Genomic DNA, 23,965 nt, shown 5'->3' with positions numbered 1-23,965 from the left:
TCTGAGTATGTAGCCATCTTGCCCGAATGCTGGGTCATCTAGCATCACGGCGATAAGCAGCGATTGATCGCGGAGAGGTTGTATGCCTGTTGAGAACACTCTTCGGATCGAGCGATCTGAAAACGGTTCAACTCAGCCCTTCGCAGGCTTTGCCCCTCCGATCCGCGAGCAGTCGGCGCTGCGCCAGGCGATCACCGCCGCCTATCGCCGGCCCGAGACCGAATGCCTGCCGCCTCTGCTGTCAGCCGCGAAGCTGCCGCCGGCGAGCAAGCAGGAGATCGCCCGCACGGGGCGCAAGCTGATCGAGGCGCTGCGGGCCAAGCACAAGGGCACCGGCGTCGAGGGGCTGGTTCAGGAATATTCGCTCTCCAGCCAGGAGGGCGTGGCGCTGATGTGCCTTGCCGAGGCGCTGCTGCGTATCCCTGACACGGCGACGCGTGACGCGCTGATCCGCGACAAGATCGCGGACGGCGACTGGAAGTCCCATGTCGGCGGCGGCAAGTCGCTCTTCGTCAATGCCGCGACCTGGGGCCTCGTCGTCACCGGCAAGCTGACCTCGACCGTCAATGACCGCAGCCTCGCCGCGGCTCTGACCCGCCTCATCGCCCGCGCCGGCGAGCCGGTGATCCGCCGTGGCGTCGACATGGCCATGCGGATGATGGGCGAGCAGTTCGTCACCGGCGAGACGATCGACGAAGCGCTGAAGCGCGCCCGCCCGCTGGAGGCCCGCGGCTTCCGCTATTCCTACGACATGCTCGGCGAGGCCGCGACCACCGCCGCCGATGCCGCGCGCTACTATCGCGATTACGAGAACGCGATCCACGCCATCGGCCGGGCCGCGAACGGACGCGGCGTCTATGAAGGCCCGGGTATCTCGATCAAGCTCTCGGCGCTGCATCCGCGCTACAGCCGCGCGCAGGCTGGCCGGGTGATGTCGGAGCTGCTGCCACTGGTGCGCGAGCTCGCCCTGATCGCCAAATCCTACGATATCGGCCTCAATATCGATGCCGAGGAGGCGGACCGGCTGGAGCTGTCGCTCGACCTGCTGGAGGCGCTGAGCTTCGACAATGGCTTGAAGGGCTGGAACGGACTCGGCTTCGTGGTGCAGGCCTATGGCAAGCGCTGCCCCTTCGTGCTCGACTGGATCATCGATCTTGCCCGCCGCTCCGGCCGGCGCATGATGGTGCGGCTGGTCAAGGGCGCCTATTGGGATGCCGAGATCAAGCGCGCGCAGGTCGATGGGCTCGCCGATTTCCCGGTCTATACCCGCAAGGTCCATACCGACGTCGCCTATGTCGCCTGCGCCCGCAAATTGCTGGCTGCGCCCGACGCGATCTTCCCGCAATTCGCCACGCATAACGCCCAGACGCTGGCGACGATCTATCATCTCGCCGGCAACGACTTCGTGGTCGGGAAGTACGAGTTCCAATGCCTGCACGGCATGGGCGAGCCGCTCTATGACGAGGTCGTCGGCCAGGACAATCTCGACCGGCCCTGCCGCATCTATGCGCCGGTCGGCACGCATGAGACGCTGCTCGCCTATCTCGTGCGCCGCCTGCTCGAAAACGGCGCGAACTCCTCCTTCGTCAACCGCATCTCGGACCCGAAGGTCACGATCGACTCGCTCGTCGCCGACCCCGTCGATGTCGTCGAGGCGATGCCGGTGATCGGCATGCTGCACGATCAGATCGCGCTGCCGGCCGACCTCTACGGTGCCGACCGCGCCAATTCTGGGGGTATCGACCTCTCGAACGAGGTGGCTTTGGCTGAGCTCGCGGGCAATCTCGCGGCGACGGTTGGGAAGGGCTGGCATGCCGTGCCGCTGCTGGCGGACAGCTCCATCTCGGGCACGACGCGGCCGATCCTGAACCCGGCGGATCATTCCGATGTCGTCGGGCAGGTCACCGAGCTTGCCGTCGAGGACGCCGCCAAGATCGCCCGCCTCGCCGCCGAGGGCGGCAAGGCCTGGGCCGCCGTGACGCCGGCCGAGCGCGCCGCCTGCCTCGATCGCGCCGCCGACATCATGCAGGCGCGTATCGAGACGCTGATGGGCATCGCCATGCGCGAGGCCGGCAAGTCCGCAGCCAATGCGATCAGCGAAGTGCGCGAGGCCATCGACTTCCTGCGCTACTATGCCGATCAGGCGCGCAAGACGCTCGGGCCGGCACATGCACCGCTCGGGCCGATCGTCTGCATCAGCCCGTGGAATTTCCCGCTGGCGATCTTCACCGGGCAGGTCGCTGCGGCGCTCGTCGCCGGCAATGCGGTGATGGCCAAGCCCGCCGGCGTCACGCCGATCATCGCGCATGAGAGCGTCAAGATCCTGCACGAGGCCGGCGTGCCCCGCGGCGCCTTGCAGTTCACGCCCGGCAGCGGACGCCTCGGCGCGGCGCTGGTCGGCGCGGCCGAGACGGCCGGCGTGATGTTCACCGGCTCGACCGAGGTCGCGCGCGGCATCCAGGCGCAGTTGGCCGAGCGTCTCTCGACCGAGGGCAAGCCAATCCCCCTGATCGCCGAGACCGGCGGCCAGAACGGCATGATCGTCGATTCCTCGGCGCTGGCCGAGCAGGTCGTTGCCGACGTCATCGCCTCGGCCTTCGACAGCGCCGGCCAGCGCTGTTCGGCGCTGCGCGTTCTCTGCCTGCAGCAGGATATCGCCGACCGCACGTTGCACATGCTGCAGGGTGCGCTGAAGGAACTCACGATCGGCCGCACCGACAAGCTCAGCGTCGATATCGGCCCGGTGATCAGCGAGGGCGCTAAAGCCGAGATCGACGAGCATGTCGCGCGCATGCGCGGCCTCGGCCGCAAGGTCGAGCAGCTCCCGCTGCCGGACGCTGCCGCGAAGGGCACCTTCGTGCCGCCGACCATCGTCGAACTCAAGACCCTGACCGATCTGAAGCGCGAGGTCTTCGGCCCCGTGCTCCACGTCATCCGCTATCAGCGCGACGATCTCGACAAGCTGATCGACGAGGTCAACGGCTCCGGCTATGGCCTGACCTTCGGCCTGCACACCCGGCTCGACGAGACGATCGCCCATGTCACCAGCCGCATCAAGGCGGGCAATCTCTACGTGAACCGCAACATCATCGGCGCGGTGGTCGGCGTGCAGCCCTTCGGCGGGCGCGGGTTGTCGGGCACGGGGCCGAAGGCGGGTGGGCCGCTCTATATCGGCCGGCTCGTGCGCAAGGCGCCGATCCCGCCGCAGCACAGCTCGGTCCATACCGATCCGGCTGTACTCGAATATGCCGCCTGGCTCTCGGGCAAGGGATTGAAGGCGGAAGCCGATGCCGCCCGCGAGATCGGCGGCCATTCGGCGCTCGGCCTGCATGTCGAGCTGGCCGGCCCGGTCGGCGAGCGCAATCTCTATGCGTTGCATCCGCGTGGCCGCATCCTGCTCGTGCCGCAGACGGAAGCCGGCCTCTACCAGCAGGTCGCGGCGGCGCTGGCGACCGGCAACCAGCTCGTCATCGATGCAGCGTCGGGGCTGAAGGGGGCGCTGTCGGGCCTTCCAGCTGCGGTCGAAGCGCGCGTGAGCGGGACCTCGGACTGGGAGGCGGACGGCCCGTTCTCGGGTGCGCTGGTCGAGGGCGATACCCAGCGGATCGGAGAGGTGAACCGCCGCATCGCAGGACTGTTCGGCCCGCTCGTGCTTGTCCAGGCAGCGAGCACGGAGGAGCTGAAGCGCGATCCCGACGCCTATTGCCTGAACTGGCTGCTGGAGGAGGTCTCAACCTCGATCAACACCACGGCTGCCGGCGGCAATGCCAGCCTGATGACGATCGGCTGATCCTCCGAGCCGTCGCGCGAGCCGAAATTCAGGCTGCCTAGAGTATTGGTCACCAGAGAAGTTGAGAAGCTCATATGATCGATAGGCTGCCGAAGTCCCTGGTTTTGGTCGGCGCGGGCAAAATGGGCGGGGCTATGCTCCGAGGCTGGCTCCGAGTCGGGTTGAACCCAACTAGCATCACAATTGTCGATCCTCACGCTGACGACGAAATGGTCGGATTTGCCAGCCATATTGGCCTAGGGCTCAACCCGTCGACGTCGACAGCCCCCGACGCCGAGGTGGTGGTGCTTGCCACGAAGCCTCAAACCCTCGAAGCGGTGGCCTCGACCGTTCGCGTCATCACCCGGCCCAGCACACTGGTTATTTCAGTTCTTGCTGGAAAGACGATCGACGACGTGTCTCGGATATTTCCTGCCAATCAGGCAATTGTCAGAGCGATGCCAAATTTGCCGGCCTCGGTTCAGCGGGGCGTGACCGCCGCTGTGGCGGGTCTTGCGGTCACCGGATCGCAACGGACAGTAGCGGATGCCCTGTTGTCTGGGATTGGAAAGGTTGAGTGGCTCGATAGCGAAGAACTAATTGATGCCGCCACCGCGGTCTCCGGCTCTGGACCGGCGTACGTCTTCTACATGGTGGAATGTCTGGCCGCCGCGGCCCGAGAAGCAGGCCTGCCATCGGATGTGGCGGAGCGGTTGGCGAGAGCGACAATCGAAGGGGCAGGGGAGCTTCTCTTTCAATCGGCTGTGTCATCCGACGTTTTGCGTCAAAACGTGACGTCTCCTGGAGGTACCACGGCTGCGGCGCTCAGTATTTTGATGTCAGACGATCAAGGTCTGATGCCTCTGATGAGAAAAGCCGTATTCGCTGCCAAACGCCGCGCTGGAGAATTGGCGATTGAAAGATGAGTTTGCGTTTAGCCTATCACAATCGTACCGATTTAGAAAATTTTAACCCGAGCTTTCTCCGATGCCCTTGAAAGAATTTGAAGAGGCTAAGCTGAGAGCTTTCGGCATATCGATATTGTATGATGCGGCGAGGCGTTTGAAAATTGAGACCGGCATGCAATCGGTCAAGCCAATGATAAATGGCCAAGTCCTCGTTGCGATAGCCCATACAATCAAGTTTGGCCGCCCTGGGAACGTAAAGAAGAACGGCCTCAACTTCTATGACGTCATAGCTGATGCTCCGAAAGGCGCTGCACTAGTCGCGCAAGTCAATGCTGAACTAGGATTTGCGGCGCAAACATTAGTCGCTTCGCCGAGCTTTCGGGCTTAAAAGGAATCGTCGCGGATGGTTGTGTGCGGGACATCTCCGCCCTGGGCCGGCGCACCTATCCGATTTTTGCTCGGGGTGTGGCTGTAACCAGCTACGCCTCAGAAATGATTATGCTCGATGTCGGGTGTGACATCGAGTGCGGCGGCGTTCCTGTAGCCAATTGCGACATTGTCGTGGGTGATGAGGATGGAGTTGTCTGTCTGCCAGCGCCCCGCCTTTTCGACATCATGCATGAGGCAGAAGAAATCTTCGAGCTGGACCAAAAGCTTGGAACAGACATTGAGAGGCGCCTCCCTCTCATCGAATTGCATAAATCCAGGGCGCGATGGTCGGTCAGACGAACGTTGCATCCTTAGTTTCAGCGCGACCGGAGTGATTCGAGCGGGGGGCCAGCCAGTATTGATTTTGGCTCGGTTACGATTGAAACGATCCTTTGAAACACGCCGCTGGTGATCTGGTTCATGCGATTGGCGAAGCTGGTCGCGGCGTGTCGTAGAAGTGAAAATCTTGTTTGGCGTCCGGTGCTTTCCTAATCACGTATCGTGCTATTCGACCGCTGCCACTCGTCTTGGATGCATTGATTCAAAAGCGGTGGCCAGTCAGAGGCTGCAGCGTGGTTCGCGCGGGTCGCATGCCTCACAGCTCTAGCTCCCAATGACGAACGACTAGGGACATCGAAGCCGCAAACGGCTCCCGCACCGCAAATTTGATTGACAATCTCGAGTTAGATATTACAATTACTAGTATTGTATTACGATACAATTCTTCCTTGCCTCAGATTGGGGATCGCTCCGATGACGATAACGCACGATCAGGTGATTGGCTTATTCACGGCTATCGTGACGCCGCTCGATGCCCAAAACGCGATCGATTTTGAGAACTTGGTGGCTCTTGTCCGGCACCAGGTCGAAGCTGGGGCAGCTGGAATCGTCCCTATTGGTGGTACCGGGGAATATCCCGCGCTTTCACGGCAAGAACGTTCGGACATCGTCCGGGCCTGCGTCGACGCTGCGGATGGGAAGCCGGTGATACCCGGTGTCCTGTCAACGGGATTCCACGATGCGCTGGAGACCGGCAAAGATTTCGCAAAGGCTGGAGCAGCGGCCGTCATGACGGTCACTCCCTATTATGCGCCCGGAACGCAAGGCGGGATGCGTGCCTACTTTAAGCAGTACCGAGATGCGCTGGATTTGCCGGTCATTCTTTATCAGATCCCGCGGCGTACGAACGTCGCAGCGTTTGCCGATGCGGTCCAGGCGATGGCCGAAGACGGGTCGATCATCGGGATGAAATATTCATCCTACGACATGCCGGACTTCATCCGAACGCTCAAACTTGCCGGAGATAAGATCTCGGTCTTGTCGGGCGAGGAGCCATTGTTCGCAACTCACATGGCATTGGGCGCCCGCGGTGGCGTGCTCGCCTCCGCGACGATTTATCCGAAGATCTGGATTGAGATCCTGGAATTGGCCCGCAGCGGTAATCTCAAGGAAGCGCTGAAGCTGCAGGACAAGATCGATCCCGTCGTCGACTCGATCTATCTCGAGACCAACCCTGGACCGCTGAAGGAATATATGGCGCTCGCTGGCATGCCCGTCGGTGGAGTTCGCTCCCCCCTTGAGCGACCGACCGGCGAGACCTTGTCGAAGCTCAAGAGTGCCGCCGAGCAGGCGAAAGCCATCAGTCTCGCCTGAGCGGAGAGCAGGCCGTGATCGAGACGCTTCGCAGCATCGTCGGCGAGAAAGGGCTGATCACCGATCTGGCTGAGATGGAGCCATATCTGGTCGATTGGCGCCAGCGCAGGCGAGGATCTGCACTGGCTGTGGTCCAGCCGGCCTCGACGCGGGAGGCTTCCGCGGTCGTCGCGCTCTGCGCCGCCGAAGGCCAGCCGGTCTTTCCTGTCGGCGGCAATACCGGACTGTGCTTCGGCGCCGTGCCGGAAAGCGATCGCCAGCACAAGCCAGGCATCGTCATGTCCCTGCGCCGCATGAACCGCATCCGCGCCATCGACCGCGCGGCGGGCGTCGCGACCGTCGACGCCGGCGTCGTGCTCGGCGATCTCCACAATGCCGCGATTGAAGCCGGACGGCAGTTTCCGCTGCATCTCGGCAGCGAGGGCAGCGCCCAGATCGGCGGGCTGATCTCGACCAATGCCGGCGGCACCGGCGTAGTCCGCTATGGCCCGATGCGCGACCTCGTCGCTGGGCTCGAAGTGGTGCTACCCGACGGGCGGGTGCTCGCTGATCTTGCCGGGCTGCGCAAGGATAATACCGGCTACATGCTGCGCCATCTCTTCATCGGTGCCGAAGGGACCATCGGCATCATCACCGGCGCAGCGCTGAAGCTGCACCCGCAGACGCCTAATACGGCCCATGCCTGGGTCAGCGTCGCCGATCCCGCTGCAGCGGTTGCCCTGTTGGCAGCATTGCAGGATCGGGGAGGCTCATACATCCAAGCCTTCGAGCTGGTCTCAGCCTCGCAATTCGAGCTGGTGCGCCGGCATGCCGAACGGGTGCGCTTTCCGTTCCCGGAAATTCCCGCCTGGTCGGTCCTGATAGAGCTCGGCAGCGAGGATGCGACCACAGCGCTCCCCGCCATCCTCGAAGAGGTCGTTGGCGCTGCGCTGGAGAACGGGGAGGCTCTTGATGCGGCCGTCGCGACCTCTATGCAACAGGCCACTGACTTTTGGCATGCGCGTCATTCCGTGTCGGAGGCCAATAAGAGCGAGGGGATTGGCATAGTTCATGATGTAGCCGTCCCATGCTCAGCCGTTCCCGCCTTCATCGCTGCGGCCGACCTCGTGGCAGTACAGCGGTATCCGCAAGCGGTGACTCAGGTAATTTGTCATCTCGGCGACGGGAATGTTCACTACATTCTCATGTTCCAGAGAGATTTCTGGGCTTCAGTTATTGACCAGGATGGGTTTGCCCTCGAGGTCGAACAGGCGATCCATGATGTCGCTGCCCGCTTCGGCGGGACCTTCAGCGCCGAGCACGGCGTCGGCCGCAAGCTGACTGAGGAGCTAGAACGTCTGGCCGATCCGCTACGCTACGAGCTGATGTGCAAGGTCAAGGCGCTGTTCGATCCGCAGAATCTGATGAATCCGGGTGTCCTGCTAGCTATCGATCATCGCTTCTCGCCGATTGACCGTTCCCTTTAGAACTTCTGCGATCCGCATAATCCGTGTCTCAAGGCAGGCAAATGGGCAAGAGTGTCAGCAAAAGATCTCCTGCGCTACTCGGCGCCGCGTTCATATACGTCGCTTGCTCTTCACATGCTGTGGCTCAACAATCTGATTGCAGTTTGTTGGCGCCGGCTTTTCCACAACGTCCTCTCACTCTCGTCGTACCGTTTCCCGCAGGCGCACAGACGGATCTCATAGGCAGGCTCGTCGCAGAAGAGTTGGCGCAGCGCCTTAAACAGGCAGTCGTCGTCGAGAACAAGGCAGGGGCAGGTGGGAATATCGGTGCCGCTTCGGTGGCAAGAGCTGAGCCAAGCGGTCATACGATATTGCTCGCCACGATCAGCACGCACGCGATCAGCCCGTCCTTTTACAAGAATTTGAGTTTCGACCATTTCAAGGATTTTAAGCCGGTTGCGTATCTCGTCGACGCGCCGCAAGTGATACTCGCCCGCAAGGCTCTTGGGGCTAGTACTCTGCACGAGCTCGCGCAATTAGCGAAAGACAAGCCCGGCAGCCTCAATCTCGCGCTTCCCGGAACTGGAACGCTGCCGCACCTGGCGGGGGAACTTTTCAAGATCGCAGCCAATATCAAGATCGCCAACGTCATGTATCGTGGTGGCGCGCCGGCGATGACTGATCTCATCGGTGGTCAAGTCGATCTCTACATCGACGCGATCATGACCGCGATTCCTCAAGTCGAGTCAGGCGCGGTCAAAGCTTTGGCCATAACGGGTAAGAGCCGCAGCAAATTGCTGCCTAACGTGCCGGCGGCGAATGAGACATTTGCGGACTACGATGTGTCAGCTTGGTGGGGCATCGCGGCGCCTGCTCGAACCCCGATTGAGGTCATTGACCGACTGAACTGTGATATCAACACCATCCTCTCGGACAGCAGAGTATCCCAGCGGCTAGCGGCTATGGGCGCGACGCCTCGCACTATGTCGCCTACCGAGTTCTCTCATTTCATCGGTCGGGAGACCGAGAAATACCGCGAAATTGTGAAGTCGGTCGGGATTCAACAAGAGTGAACGAGACCGAATGGGCACGCGAGCATCGCGCATTGGAGCGCGTCGGCTAATCAAATGAGAAATCGCCATGTTTGACACTATGCTCTATCTGTCGCGGGCGGACGTGAAATCGCTCGGCATATCGCCCCGCGAAGCTCGCGAAGCAATCCTTCGAGCCTTTCGCGATCATGCCGGGGGGCTGAATCGTAGTCTCCCCAAAAGCTCCCTGATGATTGGCCCGGGGCACGGCTTCCAGTCGATGGCAGCCGCTTCAGAGGCCGACTCGATCGCATCGATGAAGTGGGTCGCGATGGCGCCTACTCCTCCTAATAGCCGGGTGCCTGGTATCAACGGGTTAATCGTCCTCAACGATTACGCCACGGGGGTCCCGGTTGCTGTTTTAGATGGCGATGAGATTACATTGGTGCGTACAGCCGCCTTGTCGGCGGCGGCAGCCTCGCTGATGGCACCGGAGCACCCGGTCGTTATGGGCTTTGTCGGGTGCGGGTTGCAGGCATATGCCCACCTCTCCGCATTTCTCGATCTCTATCCGGGTTTGAAGAAAATTCTGGCCTTCAGCCGCAGCGGCTCATCAGCCGAGCAACTTGCCCAAGCGGCGCGATCGCATGGGCTGGAAGCCCAGGTTGTTGAAGACCACGGCGATCTTCTCACTCAAAGCGACATCGTTATTTCGATGGTACCAGGGGCTCCTGGCCTCAAGCCGTTCTTGAATGCGCGAATTTTGAAAGCCAATGCCTTCGTTTCGGCGGTCGATTTGGGCAGAAGCTGGTTCCCCGATGACTTACCGGCTTTTGATGTGCTTGCCACTGATAGCCTTGAACAATCAAAAGCACCGTATGACGTCAATGGTGATTATGTTAAAACTGTTCGGTTCGACCATGATTTGGCAGGCCTCATCAGTTCCGGCTATCGGCTTGCGGGTGAATCCAGGTCCCTCTTTGCATTTAAGGGGTTCGCACTGGCCGATTTAGCCCTCGCGCACTTGGTCCACAGGCGGGCCATGGAGGCAGGTGCCGGCACCGCTCTTCCACGATAAGCAACTGGTACCTGCAATAGACGTTCGCCACATCTCCAGGCTGCGATCTCCTGCTTCTGCTTTCCTAGGATTTCTGAACGTGTGCTTTTGGGGAACGCGACGAGACACAAATCTCGAAGTGCGACTAAACGTCTGTTTCCGCTCGCACAGAGTGTCTGAATTCCCAGCTCGGACGCTCAATTTAAGTTGGTCGACGGCAGGCTCCCGCTGGCTTTGAGCATACAGGATGGCGCTCGATGCTGAGGCCGGGCCGATGCAGGGCCGGCGATTAGGCATCTACGGGCGATTGTCCATCCAGCGGCCGACCCAGGCCAGATCGAAGCGGTCCGCCTGCTCAAGATACATCTAGTGGGAATAGCTCAGCAGAATCTGGGCCCGGCACCGGTGGCGGCCGTGGTATCGCCGAGTTAGCTCTGTTCGGTAAGCGGCGGTCCCTGCGGCGTTGAAGTGACGCTTCATCTGGCCGTCCCACGGCATCAGGCCGGCGCCGAGCTCGACACCGGGATCGGGCGTGGCGGCGAGCCTTGCAAGGTCGCGCCAGGGTATCATGAAGGGCACGATTCGATTGGAGAAAAAGCGTGACTATGAACAGGCAAGGGACAAGCCCGAGCCCTCGAGTAGAGAGAAGAGCATGCCGGAAATCTCGTTGGCGGAGCGAGGCGATACGCCTGAGGCGCCGGAGGCCTCGCGCAATGGCGAAGATGCTCGCGGGGTCGATATCGGCGCGCGCCTGCTCAAGCTGCGCAAGAGCCGCCGCCTTACGCTCCAGAGCGTCAGCGCCATGACCGGCGTGTCGGCCTCGGCCCTCTCAAAGATCGAGCGCAACGAGCTGTCACCGACAATCTCGACGATCCAGCGCATCGCGCACGGGCTGGAGGTCGAGCTGGTGACTCTCCTCTCGGCCGAGGATGAGGTCAATCCGGCAAGCTTCGCCGGGCGCCGCTGCATCAACCGGGCCGGCAGCGGCAGCAAACATTCCACCGGAACCTGCAACAACGTCCTGCTCTGCGCCGATCTCAAGAACAAGCGCGCGACCCCGATTCTGACGACGGTAACGGCACGCTCACCGGACGAGTACGCGACCTGGGCGAAATCGGAGGCGGAGATCTTCGTGACGGTGCTGGAAGGCACGCTCGTCGTGCACAGCCAGCTCTATGAGCCCCTCGAGCTGATCAAGGGCGACTCGGTTTATTACGATGCCACTACAGAACACACCTGGACCTCAAGAGGCCCGACAAACGCAATCGTTTTGTGGGTGCTGGTCGACCTATAATGATTTTGACTGCGGCGCGCGCCTGCGGCGGTTCGCCTAAGGCTGGTTATGGAGCTTATCTACAAATCGACGGATTTTGCGGCGGAAATAACAAGTTTTGCGAATTTTTCATCTGCTTCCCTGACAGTGAAGCGATCAGACGAGACCGACAGTGAAATTCCACCAATGACTTTTCCAGCCCTCGACACTATCGGGGCGCCGATCGAGATGTCGCTTTCGAAGTAATCTCCGACGCTGAGGACATAGCCTTGCGATCGAGCGTTCCTGACGCGCTGCAGGATTTTTTCCGGATCGTATACCGTCTGCGGTGCGATCGGCTTGAGATCGCTCATGCCCAGCAACCGACGCACTTCCTCCTCGTCCAGAACTGACATCATTGCCAATCCCGTTGCGGCTGCGTAGGCCGGCAGGCGAGTGCCAATGATCACGCCTGTCGACAGCAGATGGCTTCCGACGATACGGGACACGAAAACTACATCAGGCCCATCGAGCACAGTCAGGTTGATGGTCTCGCCTGTCTGTTCCTTGAGGTGAATGAGATAAGGCATGGCTGCCGCCACGAGCGGATTGCTCGACAGATAGATATGCGCCAGGTCGAGCATTCTGACAGTCACCTCAAGCGTTTTGGTGACGGGATCCTTCTTGAGGTAGCCCATTGCAACCAAAGTGTGGGTGAAGCGCTGCGCGGTACTTTTATCGACCTCAAGTTTTTCGGAAATCTGCTTAAGCGTCAGTTTTGGCTCGTTACGGCTGAAGGCCGTTAGAACGCGAAAAGCTTTCTGAACTGAATTCACCGTGAGAGGGCTTGCGAGACTCGCTTCAGCACTCTTTGGGTTTTGTTTCTTTTGTATCAAAGTCCGAATTCCTATCAGCGCGCCTCAGAGATTTTATTCTGAATGTGTTACTTCAATCTCACTTGGTCTCCAATGCAGGTGAGAAACGGGAGACAATACATGTTGGCTACCGTATCTTGCCTTGATTTTCAGCTTTAGCACCGTTCCGGGCTTATCGGCAACGCCACACAGCGGGTTGCTGCGTGGCGCACGAACGTTGGGTCTGGCTCCCGGCTCTTTACTCTCGCCCGCGGGATCTCACATCGAAAAGGTCCAGGATTCCCTCACCCAAGAAATGGAAGCTCAGCACCGTCAGGGTGATGAGTGTCCCCGGCAGCAAGGCCATCCATGGCGCAGTACCCAGATAGCCTTGCGCATGATTGAGCATATTGCCCCAGCTTGGAGTTGGGGGCTGGACGCCGTATCCGAGAAAACTGACATAGCTTTCTGCCAGAATGGCATGGGCGACGTTGAGCGTGGCAGCCACCAAAATGGTAGGAATGGTGTTCGGCAGCAGCACTTTGAAGATAATGTGCCCGTCCCGACACCCCACGGACTCTGCGGCGAGCACGAACTCCCGGCTCCTCAACGAGGCGACCTGGGCCTGCACGATGCGCGCAATTTCCATCCACGACGTGCAGGCGATGAGAACGATGAGGGTCACCACGTTGGGTGATAGCAGGGCTGAGAGCGTCAACATGAGGAAAACGCTGGGGAAGCACAAAGCAACGTCGACGAGGCGCATAATCGTGTTTCCCACAGGCCCGGCGTAAAAGCCCGCGACCAGCCCGAGAACCACGCCGATGACCATACTCATGGCCATTGCTGCGACGCCCACTGATAGCGAAATGCGGCCCGCGACAAGAAGCCTTGCCAGCAGATCACGCCCCAGTTCGTCCGTGCCCGCCAGATGCGCACTTAAGCCTGGGCTCTGCAATCTGTTGAGAATGTCTGTCTCGGTGTCGCTCCAGGGCAATGCGAATGGGATGCAGGCGCATGCCGCGATCATTAAAAGGATGAACACAGCAGCATAGAATGCGCGCGAGTTTTTCTTTCTAACTGCGTTTTTACTGGAAGCAGGTCCGCCAATTGGCGGCATTGATGCAGCAATATCTTCCATGACATTTCACCCGAGATTAGTTGGGCCGTATGCGAGGATCGGCAATCGCGTAGCAAATGTCGGCGAGAAGGCTGCCCAGCAACGTCAAGATCGCTGTAAGCATCAGTACCCCCAGAACCACCGGGTAGTCACGGTAGTTCAGTGAATCCATGAAGAGCCTGCCCATTCCCGGCCATGTAAAGACCGTTTCTGTGACGAGCGCTCCGCCAAGTTGCGCTGGCAAATGCATGCCGGCGATCGAGATCATGGGCAGAAGGGAGTTCGGAAGCACATGCTTCCAAAGAACCCTGGCCTCGGAGACCCCCTTTGACCTCGCCGTGCGAATATAGTCCTGCGAGATTGCGTCGATAACGGAGGCTCGCATGTAGCGGCTCCAGACCGCGACATGGACCATAGCCAGTACACTTGCTGGAAGGATCAGATGCTTCAGGACGTCGGTGAGCGACCCGTCGCCGGGCGTCTGGCGGTTGCCAGCAGGGAGCCATCCAAGCGTCACCGAAAAAATATAGATGGCGACCAGACCCAGCCAAAAGGTCGGGATGGAAATGAGCGCGACAAATATCGTCGATGCTGCATTGTCAAAGCGACTTCCGCGTTTGACGCCGCTGATGACGCCAACCCACCCACCGACAATCACGGCGATCGCGGTAGACGTCAGCATGAGAAGCAAGGTGGCGCCGAGGCGCGACGCGATGATTTGAAGAACGGGTAGTTGATCGCGATATGACCGCCCCCAGTCGCCTGTCAGCATATCGCCTAGCCAACGAAGATACTGAAGGGGCAATGGAGCGTCCAACCCCATCTGCCGCGTCAATCTCTCGATATCGTCGTGGGACAGATCGCCCGTCGCGACCAGGAGGGAAAGCGGCCCTCCCGGAGCAAGACGCAGGATGAGGAACCCCAGGGCCGAGACGCCGAGCAGCAGTAAGATGGCGGTCGCGAGACGTTGGGAAAGGTAGCGGCCCATGTCAGGATTCCCAGTACCAGCTACCGATATTCCAGCAATTCGCGGAAACATTCGCGTTCGCACGGAAACCGGCTAGTTTTGCCTTGGTCCCCTCCACAGGCGCAGGTTGGCAAATGGGGAGGATGACAAGGTCATCGCGGATGATGGCTTGGATGCGCTCATAGGCAGCCTTGCGGTCTGACTGCTTGAACGAGGTCTGGCCGATCTGAAGGAGCTTGTCGACTTCGGGGTTCTTGTACTGGTAGAAGTTTGTTCCCGAGCCGCCCTGAACAGGTATCGCGGTAGAGCTGAAGCGCGAGGTAGGATCTGGGTCGGCACCTGTCCCGTACGTGCTCGCGCCAAGCATGCAATCGAACTGAGATTGCGTGTAGTATTCCCCAAACACGACTGCGGCGGGCATGGTCTTAATTTGAGCGATAATGCCGAGTTTCTTCCAGTCTTGCTGTGCAAGCTGAAGGATTTGCTCTCGCTGCGGATTGCCAGAAACGGTCGCCACAGTGAATTCAAGCCGAACGCCCGCCTTTGCCCTCACCCCATCGGAGCCTTTCGTCCAGCCGGACTCGTCCAGAAGCTTGTTTCCGGCGGCGATGTCGAAGACGTGCTTGGGAAGATTTGAGTTATAGGCCCAGGACGTCTGGAACAGGTAGGATTCCGCACCTGTAGGCAGGCCGTAATAGACCAGATCGATTATCGCCTTCTTGTTCAAGCCGAGATACATCGCTTGACGCACAGCTTTATCTTGGAAGAGAGGCTTTCCAAAATTGAAGATGAAGCCTTCGACCTGATTTGAGCTCGTGACGTACACCTTCCGATCGGGAAGCGATTTGGCTTCCTTATAATACTGGGAAGCGATGCCGTAGTAGCCATGATAGTCGATTTGGCCGGTTTTGAATTGGGTGTATGAGACGTTTTGATCGGGAATATAATTATAGAGTACGCGCTCGACATAAGGGCCGTCGCCGAAATACTCGGTATTCGCGACCAGCGTGACGCTTTCGCCAGCGACGCGCTTGCCCCATTTGAACGGCCCCGTCCCGATCGGAGCAGAATTGAACGGTGCGGTATTCGGATCGGTAACGTTGGCGAAGGCATGCTTCGGGATTATAAAAGTCCAAGTCAACAGGGTGAGATAGGGCGCATATGCCCTCGTCATCGTCCAAATCAGCTCATGCGAATTTTTTACGGTGATGTCTCGCACCAGCGCATGGCCTTGACGGGTATAGGCCTTAAACGCAGGGTTATTGAGCAACTCCAAGGTGTGTTTCACGTCTTCGGCGGTAAATTCCTTGCCGTCATGCCATTTCACGTCTTTCTTCAGCTTGACCGTCCAGGTCAAACCATCGGCGGAGATGCCGCCGTTCTCGAGGCTCGGCACTTCCGCGGCGAGCTCGGGAACGAACGTTCCGTCCGGTTCCGCGCGCCACAGGGGGTTAAAGAGGGCGAACTGAATCCCTTGATCGACTTCGATACGCGCCATCAACGGGTTGAACACCGTCGGTTCCTGCGTGAAGCCGATGATGATTTGGCCCTTCTGTCCCTTGGGGCGTGACTTCTCCTGGGCGCCGGCTGCCCGGCTCAGCATGAGGGCAGGTGGAATTGCGATGACTGACCGGCGGGTAAGTCCGAATTGAGATCCGCGAGAACCATTGTGGTTAGACGAGCCACTCGACATGCCAATTCCTCCGAAAACGGTTGCTTGAAAGGACGGACTTCCGATCCTCTCAGCGTGCCAAGCCAAGGCTCGCGCTGTCGGGTTCTATCGCCCCGCAGGCACGAGCGTCTTGGTCACGCGTGGAAATTCCTGACTTGTCGAATGCCGCTCTGATCATATGAGCTATCCCGACAGCCATGAAGGTCGATCGCTGGCGCCGACCCGTCGCATTCGGGCTCGAGCGCAACTTCCCTGTTATTCCCCTTTTTGATATTTTATATTGTAATGCGATATCATGCATTGTAATGGGCTTTTATATTTTGTCAACCTCTCCAGAGTTGCCGGGTGCGCGACAAGGGGCGACCGTGCCTCGACGCTGAGGAAGGCCGCCTCCCTTGTTTGAATGACCCGTCGCGGCCTTGGGACAAGCTCAGAGGTTGAAGGCCTTACGTGCCAATATTCAAAGAATAAACGGGTAGGGGATATCCGCCACGGTCGTTGCCTGCGTATAACGTGACGGTTTGACCAATAGCGACGCCAGAAAGATCGTCAGCCACGATACGAGTAATCACTTGCGGCCCCTCCTCAGTCTTGACGACAGCCATGGCGACAGCCGTGCCCTGCGCCCGAAACGCCGCATCGACGCCACGATGCACGATAGAGAAGGTATGAATCTCGCCCCTGCCGCAAGACGGCTTATTTTCCAGTTCTGCGGACCAGCACTCCGGGCAGCGATTTCGTGGATAGAAGAAGACGTGCCCGCAGCCTTGGCAATGCTGCAGAAGCAATTGACCATGGGCGCGCCACGCTTTCAGCATCGATGTATTGACGGCGTCTTCCGTGGGCTGGGGAAATTCCATCTCAGTTCCTCACGTTTTCAAGAATCATCGCACTAGTTGAAAGGCCATGCCCGTAGGACACCATTCCAAATCCGCTGACGAGCCCGAGGGTCGCGCTTTGGACCTGCCTCTCACCTGCCTCGCCACGAAGCTGGCAGACCGCTTCTACTGTCCCGATCAGACCGCCGCCGCCCGCCGTCGCCGCACAGGACAATTGGCCGCCACCGGTGTTCAGCGGGAAGTCGCCATCGAATGTCATGCGATGTCTATCGAGGAATGGACCTGCGTCACCCTTGGCGCAGAACCCGAGATCCTCAAGTTGGATTGAGCACATGATCGGGTAGTCGTCATAGACTTGGACGAAGTCCAAATCGCCGTGTTCGACAGCAGCCTCTGCAAAGAGATCTTCGCGAAATCTCTCCCAGCCGAAACGCAGCGGCGAGACTTCGCCGCGTAGGTGGTTATGGCGTTGAAATCCAGATAGAATGCGCACTCCTTTGCCAGGCTTGGCGCGGTCAAGTGGCGCCACCAGGATCGCGTCGGCGCCTGAAGCCGGCATCGGACAGTCATACAGGCGGAAAGGGTCGGCGATCAGCCGGGCGTTGAGGTAATCATCCAGCGTGAGTGGCGTTTTAAAGATCGCCTGCGGATTCCTCAGCGCATTATAACGCTGATCAACGGCGATACGACCCAACTGCTCGCGCTTCGTGCCATATTCATGCATGTGGCGACGCTGGATCATCGAGAAGAAGCCATTCATGCCACCGAAGTTGAGCGGAGTGGCATAATTCGCTATCGCGGTCGTGAAATTTGAGATCGATTTCCGAAATTCGTCCATCGTGCGGGAGTCGCCCCCCAGACAGAGCACGCAGTTCGCCACGCCCGCCTCGACCGCTCGCACGGCATCAAGGATCGTGGCGATGGGCCCAGCTCCACCCGCAGTGAACACCTGAGCCCAATTGAGCTCCAACCCGAGATACTCGGCCAAAGTGACCGCGTTGTCTGGCGGGGCCATGAACGAACTCAATGTCAGTCCGTCGATGTCGGATTTGGGAATTCCTGCATTGGCGATACAGGCGGCAGCTGCATCCGCGAGATAGGCGAAAGTGGGTTGCTGTGCATCCTTGTGGTAGGCGGAACTTCCATAGCCCACGATCCCGACGCTGTGTGATTTCACCTTATTGACCCTCTCGGCTGTTTTGCGTCGCGTCGAAAATGCTGGACGTCATTATCGACGCCTCGGCCTTCAGCTTGACCTTGTCGATTTTGGCGGACGCCGTTTTGGGCATTTGATCCAGAAACTGGACAAATCGCGGCACCTTGTATGCAGACAGGACTTCCTTGCAGGCGGCGACGATCTTCGTCGCGGTGAGCGTTTCGCCTGCGGGCGTCGGGGCCCTCGTCACCACAATCTTGACCTCTTCCCCCCGAAACGCATCGGGGACAGGGACGGCGGCCGCGTCCAGAACGCCTTCGATCGCCATGACGACCATCTCGACTTCGGCTGCCGAGATGTTCTCGCTGCTGCGGCGAATGACATCCTTTATTCGGCCCAGCATGAAGTAGTAGCCATTGGAATCGCGCCGAAAGAGATCTCCCGTCTTGAACCAGTTTCCTTCGAACGCTGCCTTGGTGGCGTCATCTTTCTTGTAGTAGCCGCTGAACAAGCCCTGGCCGGCCACCCATAGCTCGCCAGGACCGTCGCCCTCGACCTCGTGGCCGTCCATCATGAGCTTGCAAGTGCGGAAGGCCGCCGGAAGGCCACATGAACCGGATCCGACCATGGTCGTGTCCTCGACCGGCATGGATAGCACCGAGCCGACCTCGGTCATGCCGTAGATCTCGCGCACGGGGACGCCAAAACGCTCCTCCATTCCAGCGTGAAGCTCCTTGGCAAGGCCGTACGTCGTCAGCCATTTGAGCGAAGATGCTTTCAGGCGCGGATCGGGTGGCAGCGTGGCCGCCGGCGCGGTAAGCGTACAGAATTCGATATCGTTTTCGACGATGCGATCGATGAGACGGCTGAGGCTCAGTCTCGGCGCGACGTTGATTGTTGCACCACAGTAAACGGCCATCAGGATCTTCCAGAGACAGCCCATGTAAAACATTGGGGTGTCAACCATTACACTGGCAGGCGAGGGGCCCAGTACTGACCTGGCCTTTCCGATAGTGAGCCAGTAGCGATGGGACAGCATGCAGCCTTTGGGCACGCCGCTCGATCCGGATGTGAATAGGATCCCTGCTATATCGTCGAGACCGACGACAGGATGATCGCTCTCCCCGATAGCGGCCGCTTCAACCAGGGCTGCCCAATCATGCGCCTCTGGCGAGGGGGCTTGCCAGGGGCCGGCGCCGTGAACAATGACATGCCGGTCGTCAAAGGCGACGCCCGGCGACAGGTTCGTAAACCTGTCGAGAAATGCACGATCGATGACGAGAAACGCGACGTCCGTCTCGAGGACAATGCGTTCCAATTCGGTGTCGGTGCTCGCTGTATTGACCAGAACACCCACCGCACCCAGCCGGCACAATGCGATCCAGGACACAAGAAAAGCTGGAACATTCGGCAGCATCAGCGCGACATGCGTGCCTTTGCGAACACCCAGGCTGCGAAAAGCATTGGCGCATCGGATGGATGAGCGCCGAATCTCTTCGTAGCTCAAGAGCTCATTCTCCCCCTCCATCGACCGCCAGAGCGGCCGGCTTGGAAAGCGCGCCGCCGTGTCATCCAGCAATTGCTGGATCGTCGCTGGAAGAGGCTCCTGTTCAGCCGCCGACCAAGCAGCAGGCCGTATACCGTTCTCCACTATGTCCATCTCCAGTTTGCAGACATGTCAGGCCTTGGCCAATGCGCCCGACCGACGTCACACCGCCAGGGCTTCCACCCTTCCATGGCCGGGGATCGCCGCCAGGAGATTGCGCGTGTAGTCGTGCTCGGGATTGGCCAGCAGCTCTCTCGTGGTCTTCAACTCGACGAGATTGCCCTTCTTCATGACCGCAATCCTGTCGCACATCTGGGTTGCTACGCGCAGGTCGTGCGTCACGAACAGGATCGCCAGACCCATCTGGCGCTGAACCTTCTTGAGCAACTCCAGAACTTGGTGCTGAATCGAAACATCTAGCGCCGAGACGGCCTCGTCTGCGATGAGGACTTCGGGGTCGAGGGCCAGAGCGCGCGCGATTCCAACGCGTTGCCTCTGGCCGCCGGAAAACTCGTGCGGATACCGATCGACTGAACCTGCGGGCAGGCCGACAAGCTGCATCAGCTCGACGGCCTTCTCGCGCGCGGCGCTAGCGGTGCTGCCATTAGCGATCATCCCTTCGCCGATGGCCGCGGCGACGGTGCGCCGGGGATCCAGCGAACCGAAAGGATCCTGAAAGATCATCTGAATGCGCCGGCGTTCGGGACGAAGCCTTTTTAGTGGCAGATCGTCGAAGCGGAGGTCACCGACCGTTACCGTCCCGCTGTTCGGCTCTACGAGGCGAATGATACAACGTCCGACGGTCGATTTTCCCGAACCCGACTCGCCGACCAGACCGAGCGTTTCTCCCCTTTTCAGCGTGAAGCTGACATTGCTGACTGCCTGCACTGTGCGTCTAGCGGAAAAGAAGCCGGGGATAGCATAGGTTTTCGTCAACCCCTTCACGACAAGTGCGTCGGCGCTTCCGATTTCTCGAGCGTCAGGTGGGTTCATCGTCGGCACGGCCGCCAGAAGCTGCTTCGTGTAGTCATGCTTCGGGTGATCGAGGACGGTGGATGCTGGCCCCTCTTCGACGCGCTCGCCGTATCGCATCACGATGACGCGGTCGGCGATCTCACGCACGACGCCGAAATCGTGGGTAATGAACATAACCGCCATGTTCCGCTTGCGGCGCAACTCGTCGATTAGCTTGAGGATCTGTGCTTGTGTCGTGACGTCCAACGCGGTTGTCGGCTCATCGGCGATGAGCAGCTTGGGCTCGAGCACGAGCGCCATCGCGATCATGACGCGTTGGCGCTGACCGCCAGACAGCTCGTGAGGGTAGGCGTTAATGATGCGGGCCGGATCGGGCAGTCCGACTTCTGTGATGAGCGCCAGCGTCTTCGTATCGCGTTGCTCACGCGTTCCCTCGCCGTGGACTTCGAGGACCTCCCTGATCTGATCCCCGATGCGCATCACCGGATTCAGCGCCGTCAGAGGCTCCTGGAAAATCATCGCGATGTCGCGACCGCGGACCGAGCGCATTTTCGCCTCGGAAAGCCCAAGGATATCCGTCCCGTTGAGGTGAATGGTCCCACCACCGACGGTAACGCCCTTGGGCAGGAGCCGCATCGTAGCCAGTGAAGCGAGCGACTTGCCCGAGCCCGACTCCCCGACGATGCAGGCCGTCTCGCCGGAGCGGATTTGGAGGGTAAGGTCGTTCACAGCGTGCCGGCGATCGGCGCCGGGGGGCAGATCGATCCTCAAGCCCGAAATCTCGAGCACGGGCTTGTCATCAAGCAGGGTCGAGGATTCCTGTCGCGACCCGGTCGTGTGATCGAAGGATGGCATAAATCTGAGCTCCTGAACTTTTGCGACAGGGCAACGTCGATCTGCAAGCTCAAGCCCGCGCGTTGTGCGCCGAGATTTCGCTGCCGCGGGCCTTGTAGAATTCTTCCATCATCCGGGCCGGCTCGCCGCTTTCATACGACGTTCGGTGATGACGAATGGCCGCTTCGATCGCATCCCTGAACGACGCCTCCGTCATCTCGCGGAAGCGCAGTTTGTCGATACGCATGGCGATCGGCGGCTTGTCGCCCAGCGCCTCAGCGATGCGGATGGACTGTTGAAGAACCTCAGACTGATCGACAATGTGATGGATCAATCCAATGCGGGCGCATTCTTCCGCATCCATAAGCCGTCCGCTCAATGTCAACTCGATCGTGCGGGACATCCCGAGCATCAGGTTCATGATCCAAGGACCCGTAATGCTTGCGATGCCAGAATTGATCTCTGGTTGCCCCATGCGCACACCAGCATGGCCGACGCGTACATCCCCCAACAGTGCGGCCTGGAACGCCGAACCGGCAGCTACACCGTTCAAGGCTACGACAAGCGGCTTCGATAGGCCGCGCAGCACCGAGTAGAAATCACCCCATCCGCGAATCCAGCTCTCCGCCTCGTCGACATCGAATCCGTGCGCTTCACCGAGGTCCTGGCCAGCGCAAAATGCGCGATCGCCAGTTCCGGTGAGAACGATGGCCCTGCAGGAACCGTCGCTCTCAAACCCGTTCATTGCCGCCATGATCTCGCGGCGCATGGCGACCGTCCAAGCATTGAGCTTCTGCGGACGGTCGAGGCGAACGATCCCGACGCTCGCTTGCCTCTCGACGACAATAAAGCCAGTGTGCTCAGCCATTGATCACCTCTTTTTTTGCGGAAACATGAGCTCGGTCCCAAGCGCCGTCGATCGTTCGAGGCAGCAGATGCTTCCGGATGCGTTCGCTGGGTGTCAGATCGAACCGATCGATAATCTTGAAGTAGCGAGGTAACTGGAAGCTCGCGAGGCGCGGTTGAGCCCAAGCGATCAACTCTGCCCAATCAACGGACCTATTCGCTTTGGGCTGGACGTAGAAAAGGATGTCCTGCTCGCCCACTTCGCTTGCGATGCCGATGGCTGCGACGGCCTCGATCGACGGATGCTCGAGGAAAACCCTCTCGACTTCCCAGGCGGAAACGTTCTCGCCACGCACACGCATGCTGTCGGTGCGTCGCCCAACAAACACAAACTCGCCGCTGCCGAGCTGCCGGGCCAGATCTCCAGTATACAGCTTGCCGTCCCGCAGAGTCTGCTGTGTGGCGTCAGTGTTGTCGAGGTATCCGGGGAAAAATGCCCCTTCGAGATCACTCGACAGTACAATCTCGCCAATCTCCCCGGTAGCGACGGGCCGTCCAAGCTCATCCCGCAGCTCAAGCTGGATCCAGGGCAAGGGCCTGCCAATCGAGCCGGGCGTGCCGCTTGTGTTGAGCGTCGCAAAGCTCGAACACTCGGTCATGCCGTAACACTCGCGCAGGCGGCAACCGAAGCGCTCCTCGATGCCAACCCAGGCCCGCGCCGAAATCCCTGCTCCCCAAGCCGTCAGAATAGCTGGGATAGGCAGCCCCGGCGGGTCTTTTCGTTGCATCAGCACATCGAGCACACCGCCCAGATAGTGAAGATGAGTGGCGCCAGCCGAAGTCCACTGCTGCCAGAACATGCTGGCAGAGAAGCGCGGGACAACGTGAAGCTGAATGTCCACGAGGAAGGGCGCCATCAGCATCTGCGCGCCTCCGATATGGCACAGCGGCTCCCATAGAAAGGCGCGGTCGCCCTTTTGGAGGTCCGCCACAATGAGCGCCGCTTCGCTTGCGATCCTCAGCATACGATGAGTAAAGGTGACGCCCTTCGCGGCGCCTGTGGTTCCCGAGGTGTAGATGATGCAAACCGGGTCTTCGGGCGCCGGTTTCGCAGCCCACAAGGCTTCGGCGCTTTGATCTATCGGCTGGAGCAGAGCGTCCAGTGAGATGCTGGTCTCGCGATGTAACTGGTCGATAACCGGCTCGAACTCTTGATCGAAGATCAGCAGTTGGGGCTTCGAGTGCCCGAGGACATGCTCTAGCCCTCCCGCGCGCAATCTCACATTGATGGGTACCCAGACGAGACCTGACAGGATCAAAGCGTAGATCAGCGCGACATGCTCTAGCGAGTTGCCCAGCATCACCGCGACACGTTGGCCAGGGCGGAGCCCCTGGCGGTGCAGCTGTCTTTGAGCCCGTTGAATAAGCCCGGCCAATTTGTCGAGCGCAACGTTTTGGCCGTCAAAAACCAACGGAATTCGCGTTTTGTCGCCGTTCAATCCAGCTAGCAGGAGCGCAACGACGTCGAGCCGGTCTTGGGCGCCGCGCCGAGTGAAGTGTCGAAAAAGCTCGCCCATTTCGGTGCTCGGATCCATCCCCATTGTACTGTGAG

19 protein-coding genes are annotated in these 23,965 nt (G+C 59.8%); 9 read left to right on the top strand and 10 right to left on the bottom strand.

Annotation, left to right across the window (positions count from 1 at the left end; translation table 11 throughout):
- Nucleotides 1-82: 82 nt before the first annotated feature.
- The 9 genes from putA (at nt 83) to ACWIGM_RS10265 (ending at nt 11,586) form a co-directional block, all read left to right on the top strand.
- Entirely contained in the window at nt 83-3,790 is a 3,708-nt protein-coding gene (putA, locus tag ACWIGM_RS10305; RefSeq protein ID WP_454025848.1) for a trifunctional transcriptional regulator/proline dehydrogenase/L-glutamate gamma-semialdehyde dehydrogenase, read from the top strand.
- Between the two features lie 74 nt (nt 3,791-3,864).
- Complete coding sequence (gene proC / locus ACWIGM_RS10300) at nt 3,865-4,695, top strand: pyrroline-5-carboxylate reductase (RefSeq protein WP_454025847.1); 831 nt, start codon at nt 3,865-3,867, stop codon at nt 4,693-4,695.
- Nucleotides 4,696-4,756: 61 nt separating this feature from the next.
- Nucleotides 4,757-5,065, top strand: coding sequence for a hypothetical protein (locus ACWIGM_RS10295; RefSeq protein WP_454025846.1), 309 nt, complete (start codon nt 4,757-4,759; stop codon nt 5,063-5,065).
- Entirely contained in the window at nt 5,020-5,421 is a 402-nt protein-coding gene (locus ACWIGM_RS10290; protein ID WP_454026969.1) for an RraA family protein, read from the top strand. The genes ACWIGM_RS10295 and ACWIGM_RS10290 overlap by 46 nt, the downstream gene beginning before the upstream one ends.
- A gap of 438 nt (nt 5,422-5,859) precedes the next feature.
- On the top strand, nt 5,860-6,759 hold the full coding sequence (dapA, locus tag ACWIGM_RS10285; protein WP_454025845.1) for a 4-hydroxy-tetrahydrodipicolinate synthase: 900 nt from the start codon (nt 5,860-5,862) through the stop codon (nt 6,757-6,759).
- A gap of 14 nt (nt 6,760-6,773) precedes the next feature.
- On the top strand, nt 6,774-8,225 hold the full coding sequence (locus ACWIGM_RS10280; RefSeq protein WP_454025844.1) for an FAD-binding oxidoreductase: 1,452 nt from the start codon (nt 6,774-6,776) through the stop codon (nt 8,223-8,225).
- Between the two features lie 41 nt (nt 8,226-8,266).
- Nucleotides 8,267-9,277 carry a Bug family tripartite tricarboxylate transporter substrate binding protein gene (locus ACWIGM_RS10275; protein WP_454025843.1) on the top strand — a complete coding sequence of 337 codons (1,011 nt, stop codon included), beginning with the start codon at nt 8,267-8,269 and terminating at the stop codon, nt 9,275-9,277.
- Nucleotides 9,278-9,344: 67 nt separating this feature from the next.
- Nucleotides 9,345-10,313: an ornithine cyclodeaminase family protein gene (locus ACWIGM_RS10270; protein WP_454025842.1), complete on the top strand. Its 969-nt coding sequence runs from the start codon at nt 9,345-9,347 to the stop codon at nt 10,311-10,313.
- 547 nt (nt 10,314-10,860) lie between these two features.
- Complete coding sequence (locus tag ACWIGM_RS10265) at nt 10,861-11,586, top strand: helix-turn-helix domain-containing protein (protein WP_454025841.1); 726 nt, start codon at nt 10,861-10,863, stop codon at nt 11,584-11,586.
- A 59-nt stretch (nt 11,587-11,645) separates the two neighbouring features.
- Here ACWIGM_RS10265 and ACWIGM_RS10260 read toward each other — a convergent pair whose 3' ends face one another.
- The 10 genes from ACWIGM_RS10260 to ACWIGM_RS10215 form a co-directional block, all read right to left on the bottom strand.
- Entirely contained in the window at nt 11,646-12,380 is a 735-nt protein-coding gene (locus ACWIGM_RS10260; RefSeq protein WP_454025840.1) for an IclR family transcriptional regulator, read from the bottom strand.
- 277 nt (nt 12,381-12,657) lie between these two features.
- Nucleotides 12,658-13,539 (bottom strand): ABC transporter permease, encoded by an 882-nt coding sequence (locus ACWIGM_RS10255; RefSeq protein WP_454025839.1) that lies wholly within the window; start codon nt 13,537-13,539, stop codon nt 12,658-12,660.
- A 16-nt stretch (nt 13,540-13,555) separates the two neighbouring features.
- Nucleotides 13,556-14,506: an ABC transporter permease gene (locus ACWIGM_RS10250; protein ID WP_454025838.1), complete on the bottom strand. Its 951-nt coding sequence runs from the start codon at nt 14,504-14,506 to the stop codon at nt 13,556-13,558.
- 1 nt (nt 14,507) lies between these two features.
- Nucleotides 14,508-16,178 (bottom strand): peptide ABC transporter substrate-binding protein, encoded by a 1,671-nt coding sequence (locus tag ACWIGM_RS10245; RefSeq protein ID WP_454025837.1) that lies wholly within the window; start codon nt 16,176-16,178, stop codon nt 14,508-14,510.
- 425 nt (nt 16,179-16,603) lie between these two features.
- Nucleotides 16,604-17,017 (bottom strand): Zn-ribbon domain-containing OB-fold protein, encoded by a 414-nt coding sequence (locus ACWIGM_RS10240; protein ID WP_454025836.1) that lies wholly within the window; start codon nt 17,015-17,017, stop codon nt 16,604-16,606.
- Nucleotide 17,018: 1 nt separating this feature from the next.
- The gene (locus ACWIGM_RS10235) at nt 17,019-18,173 is read right to left on the bottom strand and encodes a thiolase family protein (RefSeq protein ID WP_454025835.1); all 1,155 of its coding nucleotides are present in this window, start codon (nt 18,171-18,173) and stop codon (nt 17,019-17,021) included.
- A gap of 1 nt (nt 18,174) precedes the next feature.
- Entirely contained in the window at nt 18,175-19,812 is a 1,638-nt protein-coding gene (locus ACWIGM_RS10230; protein WP_454025834.1) for a class I adenylate-forming enzyme family protein, read from the bottom strand.
- A gap of 48 nt (nt 19,813-19,860) precedes the next feature.
- Nucleotides 19,861-21,528 carry an ABC transporter ATP-binding protein gene (locus tag ACWIGM_RS10225; RefSeq protein ID WP_454025833.1) on the bottom strand — a complete coding sequence of 556 codons (1,668 nt, stop codon included), beginning with the start codon at nt 21,526-21,528 and terminating at the stop codon, nt 19,861-19,863.
- Between the two features lie 49 nt (nt 21,529-21,577).
- Nucleotides 21,578-22,375: an enoyl-CoA hydratase/isomerase family protein gene (locus tag ACWIGM_RS10220; protein ID WP_454025832.1), complete on the bottom strand. Its 798-nt coding sequence runs from the start codon at nt 22,373-22,375 to the stop codon at nt 21,578-21,580.
- Nucleotides 22,368-23,930: an AMP-binding protein gene (locus ACWIGM_RS10215; RefSeq protein ID WP_454025831.1), complete on the bottom strand. Its 1,563-nt coding sequence runs from the start codon at nt 23,928-23,930 to the stop codon at nt 22,368-22,370. The genes ACWIGM_RS10220 and ACWIGM_RS10215 overlap by 8 nt, the downstream gene beginning before the upstream one ends.
- Nucleotides 23,931-23,965: the final 35 nt, after the last annotated feature.

It is taken from the genome of Allobosea sp. NPDC055332 (assembly GCF_053645455.1).
The sequence above is the reverse complement of the archived record's forward strand: the minus strand, read 5'-3'. Positions and strand labels throughout refer to the sequence as shown.

Bases quoted from the DNA above. Each gene is read 5' to 3' on its own strand.
- ACWIGM_RS10270 (WP_454025842.1), top strand. From the start codon at position 9,345: ATGTTTGACACTATGCTCTATCTGTCGCGGGCGGACGTGAAATCGCTC.
- putA (WP_454025848.1), top strand. From the start codon at position 83: ATGCCTGTTGAGAACACTCTTCGGATCGAGCGATCTGAAAACGGTTCA.
- ACWIGM_RS10275 (WP_454025843.1), top strand. From the start codon at position 8,267: ATGGGCAAGAGTGTCAGCAAAAGATCTCCTGCGCTACTCGGCGCCGCG.
- ACWIGM_RS10255 (WP_454025839.1), bottom strand. From the start codon at position 13,539: ATGGAAGATATTGCTGCATCAATGCCGCCAATTGGCGGACCTGCTTCC.
- dapA (WP_454025845.1), top strand. From the start codon at position 5,860: ATGACGATAACGCACGATCAGGTGATTGGCTTATTCACGGCTATCGTG.
- ACWIGM_RS10265 (WP_454025841.1), top strand. From the start codon at position 10,861: ATGAAGGGCACGATTCGATTGGAGAAAAAGCGTGACTATGAACAGGCA.
- ACWIGM_RS10240 (WP_454025836.1), bottom strand. From the start codon at position 17,017: ATGGAATTTCCCCAGCCCACGGAAGACGCCGTCAATACATCGATGCTG.
- ACWIGM_RS10220 (WP_454025832.1), bottom strand. From the start codon at position 22,375: ATGGCTGAGCACACTGGCTTTATTGTCGTCGAGAGGCAAGCGAGCGTC.
- ACWIGM_RS10230 (WP_454025834.1), bottom strand. From the start codon at position 19,812: ATGGACATAGTGGAGAACGGTATACGGCCTGCTGCTTGGTCGGCGGCT.
- ACWIGM_RS10295 (WP_454025846.1), top strand. From the start codon at position 4,757: ATGCCCTTGAAAGAATTTGAAGAGGCTAAGCTGAGAGCTTTCGGCATA.
- ACWIGM_RS10250 (WP_454025838.1), bottom strand. From the start codon at position 14,506: ATGGGCCGCTACCTTTCCCAACGTCTCGCGACCGCCATCTTACTGCTG.
- proC (WP_454025847.1), top strand. From the start codon at position 3,865: ATGATCGATAGGCTGCCGAAGTCCCTGGTTTTGGTCGGCGCGGGCAAA.
- ACWIGM_RS10215 (WP_454025831.1), bottom strand. From the start codon at position 23,930: ATGGGCGAGCTTTTTCGACACTTCACTCGGCGCGGCGCCCAAGACCGG.
- ACWIGM_RS10245 (WP_454025837.1), bottom strand. From the start codon at position 16,178: ATGTCGAGTGGCTCGTCTAACCACAATGGTTCTCGCGGATCTCAATTC.
- ACWIGM_RS10225 (WP_454025833.1), bottom strand. From the start codon at position 21,528: ATGCCATCCTTCGATCACACGACCGGGTCGCGACAGGAATCCTCGACC.